This is a genomic window from Pseudomonas sp. RHF3.3-3 (assembly GCF_048069595.1).
GTDB classification, from domain to species: Bacteria; Pseudomonadota; Gammaproteobacteria; order Pseudomonadales; family Pseudomonadaceae; genus Aquipseudomonas; species Aquipseudomonas fuscovaginae_B.
The window spans coordinates 670,280-690,420 of sequence record NZ_CP182250.1 but is presented as its reverse complement, the minus strand read 5'-3'; the positions used below and the strand labels follow the sequence as shown (position 1 = coordinate 690,420).

Sequence of the window (20,141 nt, the reverse complement as noted above, 5' to 3'; positions counted from 1 at the left end):
CTGGGAAAGCCCCATCAATCGATAGTCATTTGAGTAGCAATAGAAAACTCCGAATTCCATACCGCTATAACTTCCGCAGTAAGAACTCGGATGTGGATTTTACGAACATTGATTTTTTTAGCTGTAAGAAAATTCCGAGCCAGAAGAGCGAATCATCAGCAATATTGATTTTTCCCGAGAAGTCTCATTTTCAAGGACAGAGAGCACAACAGCCTTCGAAATGACTTTCAGAAAACGACCGGAATAGACGGTAAAAACAGGAATACTCTTACACTACGAGGGGAAAAAAGCGGAACACAAAGAAAAAGACCAACGGCCCCGTCAAAGGGGCCGTGGCTGCCGCCGAAGACTCAGCGGTGATACTGCGCGGAAAACTCGTGCACGGCGTTGATGAAAGCGCCGGCATGCTCCGGATCGACTTCCGGGGTGATGCCGTGGCCCAGGTTGAAGACATGGCCTGAGCCCTCGCCGTAGCTGGCGAGGATCCGCGCCACTTCGGCACGGATGGCTTCGGGCTTGGCGTACAGCACGGTCGGGTCCATGTTGCCCTGCAGGGCGACCTTGCCACCGACCCGGCGCCGGGCGTCGCCCAGGTCGCAGGTCCAGTCCAGGCCCAGCGCGTCGGCACCGGCCTCGGCAATGCTTTCCAGCCACAGGCCGCCGTTCTTGGTGAACAGGATGACCGGCACCTTGCGCCCTTCGTGCTCGCGGATCAGGCCGCTGACGATCTTGCGCATGTAGGCCAGGGAGAACGCCTGGTAGGCCGCCGCCGACAGGCTGCCGCCCCAGGTGTCGAAGATCTGCACCGCCTGGGCACCGGCCAGGATCTGCCCGTTGAGGTAGGCAGTGACCGCCTGCGCCAGCTTGTCCAGCAGCAGGTGCAGGGCCTGCGGGTTGTCGTAGAGCATGGCCTTGGTCTTGCGGAAGTCTTTCGACGAACCGCCTTCGACCATGTAGGTCGCCAGGGTCCAGGGGCTGCCCGAGAAGCCGATCAGTGGTACCCGGCCGTCGAGTTCACGGCGGATGGTGCTCACCGCGTCCATGACGTAGCCCAGGTCCTTCTGCGGATCGGGGATCGGCAGCGCCTCGATGTCGGCCAGGTTGTCGATGACCTTTCTGAAGCGCGGCCCCTCGCCGGTTTCGAAATACAGGCCCTGGCCCATGGCATCGGGGATGGTCAGGATATCGGAAAACAGGATCGCGGCATCCAGGCCCGGGTAGCGGTCCAGGGGCTGCAGGGTGACTTCGCAGGCGAACGACGGGTTCATGCACAAGCTCATGAAATCGCCGGCCTTGGCGCGACTGGCGCGGTATTCCGGCAGGTAGCGACCGGCCTGACGCATCATCCATACGGGAGTGACGTCAACGGGTTGCTTGAGCAGGGCACGCAGGAAACGGTCGTTCTTCAGGGCAGTCATGTCGGCATCCGGAGAAAAAGTGCGGGCATTTTCTCAGAGCTCAACGCAAAAGGCACGGCGAGAGCCGTGCCTTTTGTCTATCGGGTCAATTTGTCGCGGTGTGGATCAGAGACCGAGGTAGTCGAGGATACCCTCGGCGGCGTTGCGGCCTTCGAAAATTGCCGTTACCACCAGGTCGGAACCCCGCACCATGTCGCCACCGGCGAAGATCTTCGGGTTGCTGGTCTGGTGCTTGAACTGGCCCTTTTCCGGAGCGACCACACGGCCCTGGCTGTCGGTCTGGATACCGAACTGCTCGAACCAGGGTGCCGGGCTCGGACGGAAACCGAAGGCGATGACCACGGCGTCGGCCGGAATGATCTCTTCGGAGCCCGGAATCGGCTCGGGGCTGCGACGGCCACGGGCATCCGGCTCGCCGAGACGGGTCTCGACCACCTTCACACCTTCGACCTTGTCTTCACCGACGATCGCGATCGGCTGGCGGTTGTAGAGGAACTTCACGCCTTCTTCCTTGGCGTTCTTCACCTCCTTGCGCGAGCCGGGCATGTTCGCCTCGTCACGCCGGTAGGCACAAGTCACGGCCTTGGCGCCCTGGCGGATCGAGGTGCGGTTGCAGTCCATCGCGGTGTCGCCACCACCGAGTACCACGACCTTCTTGCCCTTCATGTCGACGAAGTCTTCCGGCGACTTTTCGAAGCCCAGGTTGCGGTTGACGTTGGCGATCAGGAAGTCCAGGGCGTCATGCACGCCTGGCAGGTCCTCGCCGGCAAAGCCGCCCTTCATGTAGGTGTAGGTGCCCATGCCCATGAAGACCGCATCGTACTCGGCGAGCAGTTGCTCCATGGTCACGTCCTTGCCCACCTCGGTGTTGAGACGGAACTCGATGCCCATGCCGGTGAAGACTTCGCGACGATTGCTCAGCACGGTCTTTTCCAGCTTGAACTCGGGAATGCCGAAGGTCAGCAGACCACCGATTTCCGGGTTCTTGTCGAACACCACCGGGGTCACCCCGCCGCGCACCAGCACGTCGGCGCAGCCCAGGCCCGCCGGGCCCGCACCGATGATCGCGACGCGCTTGCCGGTCGGCTTGACCTTGGACATGTCCGGACGCCAGCCCATGGCGAAGGCGGTATCGGTGATGTACTTCTCCACCGAACCGATGGTCACCGCGCCGAAACCGTCGTTGAGGGTGCAGGCCCCCTCGCACAGGCGATCCTGCGGGCAGACCCGGCCGCAGACTTCCGGCAGGGTGTTGGTCTGGTGGGACAACTCGGCCGCGGCCAGGATATTGCCTTCGGCCACCAGCTTCAGCCAGTTGGGGATGAAGTTGTGGACCGGGCATTTCCATTCGCAGTACGGGTTGCCGCAACCCAGGCAGCGGTGGGCCTGGTCGGCCGACTGCTGGGGTTTGAAGGGCTCGTAGATTTCCACGAACTCTTTCTTGCGTTGACGCAACAGTTTCTTCTTCGGATCCTTGCGCCCGACATCGATGAACTGGAAGTCGTTACTCAGACGTTCAGCCATTACAAAAACCTCATCAAACTCTTCAGGCGCATCACTGCGGGTTGGCACGGGTGCTGGACAACAGCGACTTCAGGCTGGCTGCCTTCGGCTTGACCAGCCAGAAGCGCCGCAGGTAGTCATCCAGGTTCTCGGCGAGGTTACGACCCCATTCGCTGTCGGTCTCCTCGACGTACTCGTCCAGCACGTTCTGCAGGTGGCTGCGATAGGCTTCCATCGCTTCACCGCTGATCCGCTGGATTTCCACCAGCTCGTGGTTCACCTTGTCGACGAAGGTATTGTCCTGGTCCAGCACGTAGGCGAAACCGCCGGTCATGCCCGAACCGAAGTTGTAGCCGGTCTTGCCCAGTACACAGACGAAACCGCCGGTCATGTATTCGCAGCAGTGGTCGCCAGTGCCTTCCACCACGGCGTGGGCACCGGAGTTACGCACGGCGAAACGCTCGCCCGCGGTGCCGGCGGCGAACAGCTTGCCGCCCGTGGCGCCGTACAGGCAGGTGTTGCCAACGATGGCACTGTCCTGGGTGCGATAGGCGCTGCCCTTGGGCGGCACGATCACCAGCTTGCCGCCGGTCATGCCCTTGCCAACGTAGTCGTTGGCGTCGCCTTCGAGGTACAGGTTCAGGCCACCGGCGTTCCACACGCCGAAGCTCTGCCCGGCCGTGCCCTTGAAGCGGAAGGTGATCGGCGCCTTGGCCATGCCCTGGTTGCCGTGGACCCGGGCGATTTCGCCGGAGATCCGCGCACCGATGGAACGGTCGCAGTTGCAGATGTCCAGGTCGAACTCGGCACCGCTCAGGTCGTTGATCGCAGGCCGGGCCATTTCCACCATCTTCTCGGCCAGCAGGCCCTGGTCGAATGGCGGGTTGCGGTCGACCTGGCAGAACTGCGGCTTGTCCGCCGGCACATGATCGCTGCCCAGCAGCGGGGTCAGGTCCAGGTGGTGCTGCTTGGCGGTCTGGCCTTCGATGACGTCCAGCAGGTCGGTACGCCCGATCAGTTCCTCGAGGCTGCGCACGCCCAACTTCGCCAGCCACTCACGGGTCTCCTCGGCGACGTAGGTGAAGAAATTCACCACCATGTCGACGGTACCGATGTAGTGGTCCTTGCGCAGCTTGTCGTTCTGGGTCGCCACGCCAGTGGCGCAGTTGTTCAGGTGGCAGATACGCAGATACTTGCAACCCAGGGCGATCATCGGCGCGGTGCCGAAGCCGAAGCTCTCGGCGCCGAGGATGGCCGCCTTGATCACGTCGAGGCCGGTTTTCAGGCCGCCGTCGGTCTGCACCCGGACCTTGCCGCGCAGGTCGTTGCCGCGCAGGGTCTGGTGGGTTTCGGCCAGGCCGAGTTCCCATGGTGCGCCCGCATACTTGATCGAGGTCAGTGGCGAAGCACCGGTACCGCCGTCATAGCCGGAGATGGTGATCAGGTCGGCATAGGCCTTCGCCACACCGGCGGCGATGGTGCCGACGCCGGCTTCCGCCACCAGTTTCACCGAGACCAGCGCCTGCGGGTTGACCTGCTTGAGGTCGAAAATCAGCTGCGACAGGTCTTCGATCGAGTAGATGTCATGGTGCGGCGGAGGCGAGATCAGGGTCACGCCCGGTACCGCATAACGCAGCTTGGCGATCAGGCCGTTGACCTTGCCGCCAGGCAGTTGGCCGCCCTCACCGGGCTTGGCGCCCTGGGCCACCTTGATCTGCAGCACTTCGGCGTTGACCAGGTATTCCGGGGTCACGCCGAAACGGCCGGTCGCCACCTGCTTGATCTTCGAGCTCTTGATGGTGCCGTAGCGCGATGGATCTTCGCCGCCCTCACCCGAGTTGGAGCGTGCGCCGAGGCGGTTCATCGCCTCGGCCAGGGCCTCGTGGGCCTCCGGCGACAGGGCACCGAGGGAGATACCCGCCGAGTCGAAGCGCTTGAGGATCGCCTCCAGCGGCTCGACCTCGTCGAGGCTCAGCGGCTGGTCGAGGGTCCTGACCTTGAGCAGGTCGCGGATCATCGACACCGGACGGTTGTCCACCAGCGCGGTGTATTCCTTGAACTTGGCGTAGTCGCCCTGCTGCACGGCAGCCTGCAGGGTATTGACCACATCCGGGTTGTAGGCGTGGTATTCGCCGCCGTAGACGAACTTCAGCAGGCCGCCCTGCTGGATCGGCTTGCGTGCGCTCCAGGCTTCGGCGGCCAGCAGCTTCTGCTCGGCTTCGAGGTCGACGAAACGGGCGCCCTTGATCCGGCTCGGCACGCCACGGAAGCTCAGGTTGACCACTTCCTCGGACAGGCCGATGGCTTCGAACAACTGCGCGCCACGGTACGAGGCGATGGTCGAAATGCCCATCTTCGAGAGGATCTTGAGCAGGCCCTTGGTGATGCCCTTGCGATAGTTCTTGAAGACTTCGTAGAGATCGCCCAGCACTTCGCCGGTGCGGATCAGGTCACCCAGCACTTCGTAGGCCAGGAACGGATAGACCGCCGAGGCACCGAAACCGATCAGCACCGCGAAGTGATGCGGGTCACGGGCGGTCGCGGTTTCGACCAGGATGTTGCTGTCGCAGCGCAGGCCCTTCTCGGTCAGGCGATGGTGCACCGCACCGGTGGCCAGGGACGCGTGCACCGGCAGCTTGCCCGGGGCGATATGACGGTCGCTGAGGACGATCTGGGTACGCCCGGCACGCACGGCTTCCTCGGCCTGGTCGGCGATGTTGCGCACGGCCGCTTCCAGGCCGACGCTCTCCTCGTAGTTCAGGTCGATGATCTGGCGCTCGAAGCCCGGACGTTCCAGGTTCATCAGCGAGCGCCACTTGGCCGGCGAAATCACCGGCGAGCTGAGGATCACCCGCGAGGCGTGTTCCGGCGACTCTTCGAAGATGTTGCGCTCGGCACCGAGGCAGATCTCCAGCGACATGACGATCGCTTCGCGCAGCGGGTCGATCGGCGGGTTGGTCACCTGGGCGAACTGCTGGCGGAAGTAATCGTACGGCGTGCGCACACGCTGGGACAGCACGGCCATCGGCGTGTCGTCGCCCATCGAGCCGACCGCTTCGTAGCCCTGCTCGCCCAACGGGCGCAGCACCTGGTCACGCTCCTCGAAGGTGACCTGGTACATCTTCATGTACTGCTTGAGCTGCTCGACGTTGTAGAACGCCGAACCATGGTCGTTGTCTTCCATGGTCGCCTGGATCCGCAGGGCGTGCTTGCGCAGCCATTGCTTGTACGGATGGCGCGACTTCAGGCGGTTGTCGATCGAATCGGTGTCGAGGATCTGCCCGGTCTCGGTATCCACGGCAAAGATCTGCCCCGGGCCGACGCGGCCCTTGGCGATGACGTCTTCCGGCTGGTAGTTCCACACGCCGATTTCCGACGCCAGGGTGATGTAGCCGTTCTTGGTGGTGACCCAGCGCGCCGGGCGCAGGCCGTTGCGGTCGAGCAGGCAGACCGCGTGGCGACCTTCGGTCATCACGACGCCCGCCGGGCCGTCCCAGGGCTCCATGTGCATGGAGTTGAATTCGTAGAACGCGCGCAGGTCGGCGTCCATGGTCTCGACGTTCTGCCACGCTGGCGGAATCAGCATGCGCACGCCGCGGAACAGGTCGATACCGCCGGTCACCATCAGCTCCAGCATGTTGTCCATGCTCGAAGAGTCGGAACCGACACGGTTGACCAGCGGGCCCAACTCGTCGAGATCGGGGATCAGGTCGTTGGCGAACTTGGTGCGACGGGCCAGGGCCCAGTTGCGGTTGCCGGTGATGGTGTTGATCTCGCCGTTGTGCGCCAGGAAGCGGAACGGTTGCGCCAGCGGCCATTTCGGCAGGGTGTTGGTCGAGAAACGCTGGTGGAACACGCAGATGGCGGTCTTGAGCGTCGGGTCGCCGAGGTCCGGATAGAAGGCGGCGAGATCCGCCGGCATCATCAGGCCCTTGTAGATGATGGTCTTGTGGGAAAAGCTGCAGATGTAGTGATCGGTATCGGCGGCGTTGGCCACCGACGAACGACGACGGGCGCTGAACAGCTTGATGGCGAACGCCTGGTCGCTCAGGCCTTCACCGCCGATGAATACCTGCTCGATCTGCGGCAGGCGCTCCAGGGCCAGGCGGCCGAGGACGCTGGTATCGATCGGCACCTTGCGCCAGCCCACCAGTTGCAGGCCGGCCGCGAGGATTTCGCGATTCATGTTTTCACGCGCGGCTTCGGCTTTGACCGGGTCCTGGTTGAAGAACACCATGCCCACCGCATATTGCTTGGGCAGATCGCTACCGAATTGCGATTTTGCGACAGCACGCAGGAACTGGTCGGGCTTCTGGATCAGAAGGCCGCAACCGTCACCGGTCTTGCCATCGGCGTTGATCCCACCACGGTGGGTCATGCAGGTCAGGGCCTCGATGGCCGTCTGCAACAGGTGATGACTGGGTTCGCCTTGCATGTGGGCAATCAGGCCGAAACCGCAGTTATCCTTGAATTCATCTGGTTGGTACAGACCTGCTTTCATAGACACTTTCTCACCAGGCTGCCTCTCAACGAGGCAAATTTCTTTTCAATTCAACCGCTTACCATCCACGCCGAACGTACGCCGACTTTGTAGGGGCAAAAGGGAGGTCATTGTACACACCGACACAGACGCCCACAAATTTAGCGACGAAATGTCGAAAATTCGTGTCGCATTTATGAAAGGTTTAAAACGATCTTTCGTGCTAGTCAAAGATTTTTTGAATTTTGACCGCTACGACTCAAATCTACCGTGACGCAGACACCACAAGGCACGCAGCTTTGCGGGCTGCGCGCCGAGGTGGAAATTTTGAGGTGCTGGAAAGGCGACCTGGGTAAGGCCGCCGAATCATCAGCGAGTTGTGGCGAGGTCCTGTTGGACGCTGGCGACAGTGCGAGGCCAAGGTTTACCAGCCTGAACCTTCGCTGGCAAGGCCTTGATAGCGCTTACCGCTGCATCGCGGCTGGCGAAGCTACCATAGGTGATCACATAAAGCGGCTTGCCGTTGAGCACTTTCTTGAAATAACGGTACTCGCCGCCCTGCTCCTTGATGAAGTTCTGGGCAGTGGCTTCGGAGCTGGTGCCCAGGATCTGCACCACGTAGTGGCCCGGAGCCTGGCCTGCATACCAGCTACTGCCGGCAGCCGGCTTGGCCGCTGCCGCAACGGGCTTCTCGACCGGTTTCTCGGCCTTGGCCACCGGCTTGGCGGCCGGTACCGGTACGGGCGTCTGCGCAGGCTTGGCGGCTGGAGCGGCCGGCTTGGCCGTGGCCACCTGGGTGGGCGCCGGCGTCGGACGAGCCGGGGTCGGCGCAGGACCTGCCGGCACGCCCAGCGGTGGCGCGGTCGTGGTCACCGTTGGAGGCTGCGCTACGCCACCCTCCACCGCCGGAGCACCGCCGTCGTCGCCTTCCGGCATGCCACCGGCCGCTTCGGCCAACGGGCCGCGCATCACCGGCTGCGACTGGCCGACCAACGGCAGCGGCATCGGTTGCGAATTGCCGGCGAATTCGACCGACGGACCACTGCCCGGCTTCGGCGCCTGTCCCAACGGCAGCTGGGCCTGCTCGCTCGGCGCGCCGGCGGTTACCGGCGCCTTGCTGCGACCAGAACTCATCCAGGCCGCAGCGATCGCGACCACCACCACGCCGGACAACGCCAACACGTATTTCTTTGACATCTTGAACCCCATACTTGGTCGCTTGACCGCGGAGCGGCTGGCAATCATGGCTTCGATCATTGCGTCGCGGGCCACCTGGTTGATGTTGCCAGGCCAGCCTTCGGCGCTTTCGTGAATCTCAGTGATCTGCTCAGCGGAAAAAAGTTCTATCCCCTGTCCCGCACCTTCCAGGCGCTGGGCCAGGTATTCGCGCGTTTCCTCTTCCGTGTAGGGTTGCAGCTCGATCACATGAAAACGCTCTTCCTGCGCACTGTGCGGCTCCAGGGCGGCAATCAGCGACGACTCGCCAAACAGGAAGACATGTGGCCGGCCTTCCGGAGCACCAGCGGCCAGGGCCAGCAACGCCTCGATCGCCGAATCGTCCAGTTGCTCGGCATCATCGACCAGCAGATAGACCTCCTGGCCGGTGAGCGCCAGCTGCACCACCTGCGCCAGGATCGAGGATACGTCGGCTTCGGCCACGTTCAGGGCCTGGGCGATCTGGTACAGCACACCGGCCGCATCGCCGGCGCCACGGGCGGAAACCACCACGCTCTGCACCGACTGCTTGTTGGTGCTGGCCACCAGCGCCTGGCGCAGCAGGGTCTTGCCGCTGCCCAGCGGGCCGGTCACCACCAGCAGCAACTGGCTGTAGCGCGCCAGGTGATGCAACTGCCCCAGCACCGGCTTGCGCTGGGCCGGGAAAAACTTGAAGCCAGGCACCCGTGGAGCGAAAGGATCGTGACTCAACTGATAATGGCCGAGGAAAGCCTCGTCGGCATGCAAACTAGTCATCGGAATCTAATCAACCTTTAAGCTGAGCCAAGGCGCGGTAGTCCGCCCCCAGCGTGGCCTGTAGAACCTCTTTCGGATAATCGTCGGTCACTACGGCTTCGCCCATGCGGCGCAACAGCACCAGGCGCATGCGACCGTCGATCACTTTCTTGTCAACTGCCATGTGTTCGAGAAAATCGGCTTCGGTCATTTCCTCCGGGGGAATGACCGGCAAGCCTGCGCGCTGGAACAGGCGAATACCGCGATCGCGCTCGGCCTCGGTGATCCAGCCCAGGCGCGCCGACATTTCCAGCGCCATGACCGTGCCCGCCGCCACCGCTTCACCGTGCAGCCAGACGCCATAGCCCATGTGGGTTTCGATGGCATGGCCAAAGGTGTGCCCGAGGTTGAGCGTGGCACGCACGCCGGACTCGCGCTCATCGGCACCGACCACGGCCGCCTTGGCCGCGCAGGAACGCTCGATGGCCACGGTCAGGGCCGCCTGGTCCAGGCTACGCAGGGCATCGACATGCTCCTCCAGCCAGGTCAGGAATGGCTCGTCGCAGATGAGCCCGTACTTGATGACCTCCGCCAGGCCCGCCGACAGTTCCCGGGCCGGCAACGTCCTGAGGCTCGCGGTATCGATCAGCACCGCATTCGGCTGATAGAACGCACCCACCATGTTCTTGCCCAGCGGATGGTTGATACCGGTCTTGCCGCCCACCGACGAATCGACCTGCGACAACAAGGTAGTCGGAACCTGGATAAAGTCCACCCCGCGCTGATAACAGGCCGCGGCGAAACCGGCCATGTCACCGATTACCCCGCCACCCAGGGCGATGAGGGTGGTGCGGCGATCGTGACGGGCTTTCAGCAGGCCGTCGAAGATCAGTTGCAGGGTTTCCCAGTTCTTGAAGGCTTCGCCGTCGGGCAGCACCACCGAGATCACCGAATAGGCCGCCAGGCTGCGAGTCAGGCGCTCGAGATAGAGCGGCGCGACGGTTTCGTTGGAGACGATTGCGACTTGCCGACCGGCAATGTACGGCGTCAGTAGCTCGGGCTGGTCCAGCAACCCCTCGCCAATATGAATCGGGTAGCTACGCTCGCCAAGATCGACCTTAAGTGTCTGCATGTGTCCCCACAGTGAAGATGGACGCGGGCGTCCAGTCCCAGGATTAACGATTGTTGGCGGCGTCCGTTTCCGGCGCGGCCCGATGGCCTTGAGCCATGACCGCGGGCGGGCATGGCGGGCGTCGAGAATAGCGCATTTCCTCGCCTGCTTTAACGGGGAGGTAGCTGCTGCAAGCGCTCCAGGATGTCCAGTACGACCATGCGTGGTGGCCGCTCATCGGTTTCCACCACCAGATCGGCGATTTCCCGATACAGCGGGTCACGGATCGCCAGCAGGTCGCGCAGGGTCTTCGCCGGGTCGGCGGTACGCAGCAGCGGCCGGTTGCGGTCGCGGGCGGTACGCCCGACCTGCTGCTCCACCGAGGCATGCAGGTAGACCACCCGGCCGCCGGCATGCAGTGCCTGGCGGTTTTCATCGCGCATCACCGCGCCACCGCCCGTCGCCAGCACCACGCCATCGCTGGCACACAACTCGGCGATCATGGCCTGCTCGCGATCACGGAAGCCTGGCTCGCCTTCCTTGTCGAAGATCCACGGAATATTCGCGCCGGTGCGCAATTCAATTTCCTTGTCGGAATCCTTGAACGGCAGACGCAACTCTTTGGCCAGCAAACGACCTATGGTGCTCTTTCCAGCACCCATAGGCCCAACAAGAATCAAATTTCGCACAGAATCAACGACTCACAGCAATCGCCTGGTTATTCATGATACGCGGAGTCAGGAATACCAGCAGCTCGGATTTTGCTTCCGAGACGATGTCCCGACGGAAAAGGCGCCCAACATACGGCACATCGCCCAGAAATGGCACCTTCTCTTCGGTTTTGCTCTGAGTATTGGAGAATACGCCGCCGATCACCACGGTCTCACCGTCGTTGACCAGCACCTTGGCGTTGACTTCGTTCTTCTTGATCGGCGGTACGTTGTTGAGCACGTTCTGGTAGTCCGGCTCATCCTTGGTGACCTTCACTTCCATGATGATCCGGTTGTCCGGAGTGATCTGCGGCGTGACCTCCAGCGACAGCGACGCCTCCTTGAAGGACACCGAGGTGGCACCGCTGGAACTCGATTCCTGGTACGGGATTTCCGTGCCCTTGAGGATCTTCGCGGTTTCCTTGTCGGACGTGACCACCTTGGGCTGCGACACGACCTCACCGTTGCCGGTCTTCTCCATCGCGCTCAGTTCCAGGTCGAGAATGGTGTTGTCGGTGACGAAGCCGATACCGATACCGGAGGTCGCCGAAGTCGCTCCCAGGTCGACGAACGGCGTGCTGGCGCTCTGGCCGGTCAGCCGGCTCAGGGTCGGCGAACCGCCATTGGTCTTCCAGTTGCCACCGGAAATGCTGCCGCCCCAGCGAGCACCCAGTTGCTTGTCGTAGCCGACGTTGGCTTCGACGATACGCGCCTCGATCATCACCTGGCGCACCGGGATGTCCAACTGCGCAACGATCCGCCGCAATTCGTCGAGGCGCTCCTGGGTCTGGTAGGCAATGATGTTATTGGTACGCTCGTCCACGGTGATCGAGCCACGCTCGTCGCCCTTGCTCTCGGCGCTGGTCACCGACTGGAACAGCTTGGCGATATCCGCGGCCTTGGCATAGTTGACCTGCAGCAGCTCGCGGCGCAGCGGCGCCAGTTCGGCGATCTGCTTCTGCGACTCGAGTTCCTGGCGCTCACGCGCGGCGATCTCGTCCGCCGGCGCCACCAGCAGTACGTTGCCGATCTTGCGCTTGTCCAGGCCCTTGGTCTTGAGCACCAGGTCCAGCGCCTGGTCCCACGGCACGTTCTGCAGGCGCAGGGTGATCCCGCCCTGCACCGTGTCGCTGGCCACCAGGTTCAGGTTGGTGAAGTCGGCGATCAGTTGCAGCACCGAACGGACGTCGATGTCCTGGAAGTTCAGCGAAAGCTTTTCGCCGCTGTAGACAAAGCGCTCGGCGTTGCGTCGCTGAATGTCATCGACGGTCAGCGGACGGACACTGATGGTCAGCTTGTTGTCGGTCTGGTAGGTCGAATAATCGAAGGCACCGCCCGGCTCGATGGAAATGCTCGCGCGGTCGGCGCCAGCCGTGGCATTGACGTACTGCACCGGCGTGGCGAAGTCCTTCACGTCCAGGCGCACGCGCAGGGACTCCGGCAATTGGGTGCGCGGGAAGTCCACGCTGATCTTGCCGCCCTTTTCCTGGATATCCGGGCTGATGGAAGGATCGGAAAGCTCGATGACCACATTGCCTTCGCCCTGCTCGCCACGCTGGAAGTCGACGCTGCGAATGGCCTTGCCCACCGGCGCATAGGCCTTGGGCGCCAGCCGCGCCGGTTGCGCGGCGGCAGCCACCGGCCGGCTGCCGGCCGCCGGACTGGCAACCGCGGGCGCCGCGCCCTGGCCGACCACCACGAACAGGTTGTTGCCATCGATCCGGGTGCTGTAGGGCGCCAGTTTGGTCAGGTTGATGATCAGCCGGGTGCGATCCTTGGCCTCGACCACGGTCACGCTGCGCGCGTTGCCCACGCCCAGGTCGCGAGTCCGGGCGGTCAGCTGGCTGGCCACCCCGGTCAGGTCCAGGGCAATCCGCGCCGGCTGCTCGGTGGTATAGCCGTGCGGAGCCGGGGGAGCGCTGTCGAAGGCCAGCTTGATCTCGACCCGATCCCCAGGCAGCGCCGCCACGTCGAGGGTCTTGAGATTGGCAGCGAACACCATCGGCGACACCAGCGCCATCCATAGCGAAAGGCCGAGGGCGCAAAGGATCCTGTTCATATCGAGTTCCACTATGAGTGCTCTTTCAAGGGGATGGTGCGAGGTCGTTCCAGCCAGCCGCCTTCGCCGTCCGGAACGATCTCGATCACTTCGACCTGGGAATCGGTGATGGCCACGATACGGCCCTCGTTGCGTCCCAGGTAATCGCCCACCTTCAATCGATGAACACCACCGGCCCCGCGCAACAGGGCGTAGGTACCGCTGGCGTTGGAAAGGGTGCCCACCATCTCGAACTGCTCGATGTTGAAGCCTTCGAGGAATTGTTTGGTCCGGTTCGGATCCGGCTTGACCTCGCGCGAGCCCTTCTGGCGATTCACCAGGTCGATCTTGACCGGCGGCTGGAACGGACTGCGCAGCGACGCCGCGCTGTAGGTGAACGTTTCGTAGGACTGGAACTTGGGCGTCGGCTCGATGTTGCCGGCCGGCCGCGCGCGCACCTCGCGCATGTAGGCATCCAGGTCGCTGAAGTCATTGCCACCGCCACAACCGGCCAGCAACAGGGTCAGCAACCCCACGCACAACCCGCGCAAGCCGATCATTTCTGCAGCCCCTTGTCGTTGTAGCGATAGGTCTTGGCGAGAATGTTCATGCGCAGCTTGTTGCCGTTGCCCTCGGTCACCGGCCTGATCTCGAAGTCATGCAGGGTGACGATGCGCGGCAGGCTGGCCACGCCGCTGACGAAGGTGGCCAGGTCGTGATAGGCGCCGGTGACGGTGATCTGGATCGGCAGCTCGATATAGAACTGCTGCGCCACTTCCGGCAACAGCTTGATCTCCTCGAACTCCAGTCCGCTGCCGAGCCCGGTACGCGTGATGTCTTCCAGCAGCCCCGGCACTTCGGTGTCGCTGGGCAGTTGCTTGAGCAGTGCGCCGAAGGAGGCCTCCATGTCGAGCATCTGCTGGGTATAGGCCTCGAGGTTCGCCGCCAGGTGCGCCTTGGTCGCGAACTGCTCCTTGAGAGTGACCTCGCTGGCCCGCTGCTGGTCCAGTTGCCCGGTCAGGTCCTGGATATAAACCACGTAGCCCAACGCCAGCACCAACACCGCGACAATCACCCCACAGAACACCTTGACCGCAGCCGGCCAGGAGCCGATGTTCTGCATGTCGAGATCGGCGATGTCGATCTTGCGCAGGCTCTCCAGCCGTTCGGAAATATTCATTTGGCTGCCCCCGAAACCGGAGGCTGGGTCTGGCGCACGCTCAACTGGAAGACGTTGGCCTGATCCACCGTGCCACTGGTGGTCGCCTTGACCTCGGTCAGGCTGGGGGCCTCGAGCCAGTCGGAGGCATCGAGATTGCGCATCAGGTCCGAGACACGGTTGTTGGACTCCGCCGCACCGGTGATCGCGATGGTTTTACCGGTCATTTTCACGTCCGTGAAATACACGCCATCGGGCAGAGTCCGCGTCAGTTGATCGAAGATCCGCCCGCTGATCGAGCGGTTGCCCTGCAGGTCCTGGATGATCTTCATGCGTTCGATCAACTGCTGGCGACGGGCTTTCAAGTCGCTGATCTGCTTGATCCGCGAGTCGAGCTGGGCGATTTCCTTGCTCACATAGGCATTGCGTGCAACCTGGTGATCGATGGAATGGCTGATGTACTGGTCGGCGATCAGGACGATACCGACCGAAATCACCAGCACTCCGACCAGGGCCGTCAGGAAGCGTTTGCGTCGCTCTTCACGCAGTTGTTCACGCCAGGGCAGAAGGTTGATCCGCGCCATCAGTCAAAACTCCTCAACGCCAGGCCACAGGCGATCATCAGGGCTGGCGCATCGCTGGCCAGCGCCCCGGCATTGACCTTGCTGCTCAACGCCATGTCGGCGAAAGGGTTGGCGACCATGGTCGGCGTGCCCAGCCGCTGCTGGATCAGGTGATCGAGCCCGGCAATGGAGGCGGTGCCGCCGGCCAGCAGGATGTAGTCGACATCGTTGTACTGGCCCGAGGCGAAGAAGAACTGCAGGGAGCGCGACACCTGCTGGACCAGGGCATCCTTGAACGGCTGCAGGACCTCGACGACATAATCGTCGGGCAGGCCGCCCTGCTTCTTCGCCAGCCCCGCCTCCTCGTTGGAAAGGCCATAGCGCCGCTGGATTTCCTCGGTAAGCTGGCGTCCGCCGAACAATTGCTCGCGGGTATAGATGATCCGCCCGTTATGCAGGACGCTGAGGGTGGTCATGGTCGCACCGATATCGACCACCGCGACCGTCAGCTTGTCGTGGTCGATGGCCAACTGGGACGCCAGCAGGCCAAAGGAGCGCTCCAGCGCATAAGCCTCGACATCGACCACCCGGGCATCGAGCCCGGCCAGGCCGAGGGCCGCCTCGCGCACCTCGACATTTTCTTTCCGACAGGCGGCCAACAGCACCTCGACCCGCTCGGGGTTGCGCGCCGAATACCCCTGGACCTCGAAGTCGATGGCGACTTCCTCCAGCGGATAGGGAATGTACTGGTCGGCTTCGATCTTGAGCTGGCTCTCCATGTCATCATCGGAGAGCCCGGCATCCATTTCGATGGTCTTGGTGATGACCGCGGAACCGGCCACCGCCACCGCGGCTTCGCGTGCACTGGTCCGGGCCTTGAGCAGCACTCGCGTCAGGGCCTGGCCGACGCCTTCGAGTTCGGCAATGTTCTTCTCGACCACGGCATTGGGCGGCAGCGGTTCCACGGCATAGGACTCGACCCGATATCGATTGCCCGAGCGGCTCAATTCGAGGAGCTTGACCGAGGTGGAACTGATGTCTATGCCCAGGAGCGAATGCGCTTTTTTGCCGAAGAGTCCAAGCACTACCGATTCCCTATTACTATCCGCGACTTACGGACCCTTTATGATGAAGGGCATTTAATAGCAGTCTTGACATAAGCGCAAATGACGCTCAAGGCCAAAAATGCTTATAATGCCCCACGCTTTTCTCCGAGTCGTCGAACCAGCGCTTGCCGTGAATCTAGCCTGACGCCCAACTCATTCTTTTATCTGGAAATCCACAAGCCTTGATTCGTCTGCTGAAGTTTTTCGGGTGGTCTTTCGTCGCCATATTCTGCGGGCTGCTGCTCGTCCTGAGCGGCGCGTTTCTCTATCTTAGTCCGGGCCTGCCGTCCGTGGAGGCCCTGCGAAGCATCCAGTTGCAGATTCCACTGCGGGTCTACACCAGTGATGGCAAGCTGATAGCCGAATTTGGCGAAATGCGTCGCTCTCCCATTCGCTTCGCCGACATCCCCCCGAACTTCATCAACGCCCTGCTCAGTGCCGAAGACGACAACTTCGCCAACCACTATGGCGTCGACCCCAGCAGCCTGATGCGCGCCGCGACCCAACTGGTCAAGAGCGGCCATATCCAGTCCGGCGGCAGCACCATCACCATGCAGGTGGCGAAGAACTTCTTCCTGTCCAGTGAGCGTAGCTTCTCGCGCAAGACCAATGAAATTCTCCTGGCCCTGCAGATCGAGCGGCAACTGACCAAGGACGAAATCCTCGAGCTGTACGTGAACAAGATCTACCTCGGTAACCGTGCCTACGGTATCGAAGCCGCATCGCAGGTTTATTACGGCAAGTCGATCCGCGACATCAGCCTGGCCCAGATGGCCACGATCGCCGGCCTGCCCAAGGCACCGTCGCGCTTCAACCCGCTGGCCAACCCGGTACGGGCCAAGGAGCGCCGCGACTGGATCCTCGGCCGCATGTACAAGCTGGGCAAGATCGACGAGGCCGCCTACCAGGCCGCTCTCGCCGAGCCGATGAACGCCAGCTACCACGTGCCGACACCGGAAGTGAACGCGCCGTACATCGCCGAGATGGCCCGCGCCGAAATGGTCGGCCGCTACGGCAGCGACGCCTACACCGAAGGTTTCCGCGTCACCACCACGGTGCCGAGCAACCTGCAGGAACTGGCCAACCATGCGGTTCAGGAAGGTCTGATCACCTACGACCAGCGCCACGGCTACCGCGGCCCCGAGTCGCGCCTGCCGGGCAAGACCCGCGAGGCCTGGAACCTCGAGCTGAGCAAGCAGCGCACCATCAGCGGGCTTGAGCCGGCGATCGTTACCCAGGTGGACAAGAACGCCCTGCACGTATTGACCCGCAACGGCATCGAGAGCGTGGCCTGGGACACCATGAAGTGGGCCCGCCCCTACCTGAACACCAACAGCATCGGCGCGGCACCGAAACAACCTGCCGACGTCGCCCAGGTCGGCGACCTGATCCGCGTGCAGCGCCAGGCCGACAACAGCCTCAAGTTCAGCCAGATCCCGGCCGCACAGAGCGCGCTGGTCTCGCTCGACCCGCAGAACGGCGCCATTCGCGCCCTGGTCGGCGGCTTCGCCTTCGAGCAGAGCAACTACAACCGCGCCATGCAGGCCAAGCGCCAGCCGGGTTCGAGCTTCAAGCCGTTCATCTACAGCGCAGCCCTGGACAACGGCTACACCCCGGCCAGCCTGGTCAACGACGCGCCGATCGTGTTCGTCGACGAATACCTGGACAAGGTCTGGCGGCCGAAGAACGACACCAACACCTTCCTCGGCCCGATCCGCCTGCGCGAAGCGCTGTACAAGTCGCGCAACCTGGTCTCGATCCGCCTGCTGCAGAGCCTGGGCGTCGACAAGACCATCGACTACATCGCCCGGTTCGGCTTCAACAAGCAGGACCTGCCGCGCAACCTGTCCCTGGCCCTGGGTACCGCGACCCTGACGCCGATGGAAATCGCCACCGGCTGGAGCACCTTTGCCAACGGCGGCTACAAGATCACGCCATACCTGATCGACAAGATCGAAAGCCGCAACGGCGAGACCCTGTTCGTCGCCAACCCGCCGAGCGTACCCACCGGCATGGCGGCCAGCAGCGGTATCGCCGCACCGAGCCATTCGACCTTCACCATCAATGGCACCAGCGAAGGACCGGCGCCTGCCGCCCAGGCACCGGCGGTCGCCGAGCGTATCGTCGACGGGCGCACCACCTACATCCTCAACAGCATGCTCGAGGACGTGATCAAGCTCGGCACCGGCCGCCGCGCCCTGGCCCTGGGCCGCAGCGACCTGGCGGGCAAGACCGGTACCACCAACGAATCCAAGGATGCCTGGTTCAGCGGCTACAACGCCGACTACGTGACCACGGTCTGGACCGGCTTCGACCAGCCGGAAAGCCTTGGCCGCCGCGAATTCGGCGGCACGGTGGCGCTGCCGATCTGGATGGACTACATGGGTGCCGCGCTCAAGGACAAGCCGCCACACACCCAGGCCGAGCCGGAAGGTATCCTCAGCCTGCGGGTCGACCCGGTCAGTGGCCGTGCAGCGGTACCGGGCACGCCGAACGCCTACTTCGAGCTGTTCAAGAGCGAGGACACGCCGCCATCGGTCAATGAGCTGGGCACGGGTGGCAGCGCCCCCGGCAGCCCGCTGCCGGCGGACGAGTCGGCACCGATCGACCTGTTCTGATCTGGGACAAAACCGCGGCGCTGCCTTCGCGGGCAAGCCCGGCTCCTACAGTTTCGTGTCGTACACGCCCCCGTGTGCAGCACAGGCCTGTAGGAGCGTGGCTTGCCCGCGAATGGCCTGCGCAACTCTCACGCTTATCCCGACCACGAACAAAAAAGCCCCGACTCATCCGAGCCGGGGCTTTTCATTCGACGCTACAGCGGCTTAGCCGTTGAACACGTCATCCACGCTTTTCAGCGGGTAGTGCTTCGGATACGGCAGGGTCGCCACGCCGGTCTCGATCGCGGCCTTGGCCACGGCATCGGAGATCACGGTGATCAGACGGGCGTCCAGCGGCTTCGGAATGATGTACTCACGACCGAATGCCAGCGAGTCAACACCATAGGCCTCGCACACTTCCTTCGGCACCGGCAGCTTGGCCAGATCCTTCAGGGCGTTGGCTGCGGCGATTTTCATTTCCTCGTTGATGCGCTTGGCGCGAACGTCCAGGGCACCACGGAAGATAAACGGGAAGCCCAGCACGTTGTTGACCTGGTTCGGGAAGTCCGAACGACCGGTGGCCATGATCACGTCGCTACGGGTGGCATGGGCCAGCGCCGGGGCGATTTCCGGATCCGGGTTCGAGCAGGCGAACACGATCGGGTTGGCCGCCATGGACTTCAGGCCTTCAGCGCTCAGCAGGTTCGGGCCGGACAGACCGACGAACACGTCAGCGCCTTCCAGGGCATCGGCCAGGGTGCGCTTGTCGGTCGCGTGGGCGAAGACCGCCTTGTACTGGTTCAGGTCGTCACGGCCGGAGTGGATCACGCCGCTACGGTCGATCATGTAGATGTTCTCGATCTTCGCACCCATGCTGACCAGCAGCTTCATGCAGGAGATCGCGGCAGCGCCGGCGCCCAGGCAGACGATCTTCGCTTCCGGCAGGGTCTTGCCGGCGATTTCCAGAGCGTTGATCATGCCGGCCGCGGTAACGATTGCGGTACCGTGCTGGTCATCGTGGAACACCGGGATGTCGCACTGCTCGATCAGGGCGCGCTCGATCTCGAAGCACTCGGGTGCCTTGATGTCTTCCAGGTTGATGCCACCGAAGGTGATGGAGATGCGCTTGACGGTGTCAATGAAGGCTTGTGGGCTTTCCGAGTCGACTTCGATGTCGAACACGTCGATACCGGCGAAACGCTTGAACAGTACGCCCTTGCCTTCCATGACCGGCTTGGAGGCCAATGGGCCGAGGTTACCCAGGCCGAGGATCGCGGTGCCATCGGAAATGACCGCAACCAGGTTGCCCTTGCCAGTGTACTTGTAGGCCAGTTCGGGATCGCGGCCGATTTCACGTACGGGCTCGGCAACGCCAGGGCTGTAGGCCAGCGACAGGTCGCGGGCGGTCGCGGTGGCTTTGGTGAGCTCGACGCTCAGCTTCCCCGGACGAGGATTGGCATGATATTCGAGAGCGGCAGTTTTCAAATCTGACATGTGGGCATTCCG

13 protein-coding genes are annotated in these 20,141 nt (G+C 62.9%); 1 reads left to right on the top strand and 12 read right to left on the bottom strand.

The window, feature by feature from the left end; all coding sequences use genetic code 11:
- Positions 1 to 350: 350 nt before the first annotated feature.
- The 11 genes from hemE to ACMGT0_RS03000 form a co-directional block, all read right to left on the bottom strand.
- The gene (gene hemE, locus ACMGT0_RS03050) at positions 351 to 1,418 is read right to left on the bottom strand and encodes a uroporphyrinogen decarboxylase (protein WP_054059808.1); all 1,068 of its coding nucleotides are present in this window, start codon (positions 1,416 to 1,418) and stop codon (positions 351 to 353) included.
- Positions 1,419 to 1,523: 105 nt separating this feature from the next.
- The gene (locus ACMGT0_RS03045; RefSeq protein WP_054059809.1) at positions 1,524 to 2,942 is read right to left on the bottom strand and encodes an FAD-dependent oxidoreductase; all 1,419 of its coding nucleotides are present in this window, start codon (positions 2,940 to 2,942) and stop codon (positions 1,524 to 1,526) included.
- A gap of 31 nt (positions 2,943 to 2,973) precedes the next feature.
- Positions 2,974 to 7,422 (bottom strand): glutamate synthase large subunit, encoded by a 4,449-nt coding sequence (gene gltB, locus ACMGT0_RS03040; protein ID WP_054059810.1) that lies wholly within the window; start codon positions 7,420 to 7,422, stop codon positions 2,974 to 2,976.
- Positions 7,423 to 7,770: 348 nt separating this feature from the next.
- Positions 7,771 to 9,372: an AAA family ATPase gene (locus ACMGT0_RS03035; RefSeq protein ID WP_416771426.1), complete on the bottom strand. Its 1,602-nt coding sequence runs from the start codon at positions 9,370 to 9,372 to the stop codon at positions 7,771 to 7,773.
- 10 nt (positions 9,373 to 9,382) lie between these two features.
- The gene (gene aroB / locus ACMGT0_RS03030) at positions 9,383 to 10,483 is read right to left on the bottom strand and encodes a 3-dehydroquinate synthase (protein WP_054061336.1); all 1,101 of its coding nucleotides are present in this window, start codon (positions 10,481 to 10,483) and stop codon (positions 9,383 to 9,385) included.
- A 149-nt stretch (positions 10,484 to 10,632) separates the two neighbouring features.
- A complete protein-coding gene (gene aroK / locus ACMGT0_RS03025; RefSeq protein ID WP_026145113.1) occupies positions 10,633 to 11,151 on the bottom strand; it encodes a shikimate kinase AroK in 519 nt (172 codons plus the stop codon).
- 4 nt (positions 11,152 to 11,155) lie between these two features.
- Positions 11,156 to 13,231, bottom strand: a complete 2,076-nt coding sequence (pilQ, locus tag ACMGT0_RS03020) for a type IV pilus secretin PilQ (protein WP_416771425.1) — start codon at positions 13,229 to 13,231, stop codon at positions 11,156 to 11,158.
- 11 nt (positions 13,232 to 13,242) lie between these two features.
- Positions 13,243 to 13,770 carry a type 4a pilus biogenesis lipoprotein PilP gene (pilP, locus tag ACMGT0_RS03015; protein WP_054059114.1) on the bottom strand — a complete coding sequence of 176 codons (528 nt, stop codon included), beginning with the start codon at positions 13,768 to 13,770 and terminating at the stop codon, positions 13,243 to 13,245.
- Entirely contained in the window at positions 13,767 to 14,390 is a 624-nt protein-coding gene (gene pilO, locus ACMGT0_RS03010; RefSeq protein ID WP_054059113.1) for a type 4a pilus biogenesis protein PilO, read from the bottom strand. Before pilO ends, pilP begins: the two co-directional genes overlap by 4 nt.
- Positions 14,387 to 14,953: a PilN domain-containing protein gene (locus ACMGT0_RS03005; protein WP_054059112.1), complete on the bottom strand. Its 567-nt coding sequence runs from the start codon at positions 14,951 to 14,953 to the stop codon at positions 14,387 to 14,389. The genes pilO and ACMGT0_RS03005 overlap by 4 nt, the downstream gene beginning before the upstream one ends.
- Positions 14,953 to 16,017, bottom strand: coding sequence for a pilus assembly protein PilM (locus ACMGT0_RS03000; protein WP_054059111.1), 1,065 nt, complete (start codon positions 16,015 to 16,017; stop codon positions 14,953 to 14,955). The genes ACMGT0_RS03005 and ACMGT0_RS03000 overlap by 1 nt, the downstream gene beginning before the upstream one ends.
- Positions 16,018 to 16,223: 206 nt before the next feature.
- On the opposite strand from ACMGT0_RS03000, the gene ACMGT0_RS02995 reads away from it, so the two are divergent.
- Positions 16,224 to 18,656: a penicillin-binding protein 1A gene (locus tag ACMGT0_RS02995; protein WP_416773405.1), complete on the top strand. Its 2,433-nt coding sequence runs from the start codon at positions 16,224 to 16,226 to the stop codon at positions 18,654 to 18,656.
- 204 nt (positions 18,657 to 18,860) lie between these two features.
- Here ACMGT0_RS02995 and ACMGT0_RS02990 read toward each other — a convergent pair whose 3' ends face one another.
- Positions 18,861 to 20,129, bottom strand: a complete 1,269-nt coding sequence (locus ACMGT0_RS02990; RefSeq protein ID WP_054062076.1) for a malic enzyme-like NAD(P)-binding protein — start codon at positions 20,127 to 20,129, stop codon at positions 18,861 to 18,863.
- Between the last annotated feature and the right edge of the window lie 12 nt (positions 20,130 to 20,141).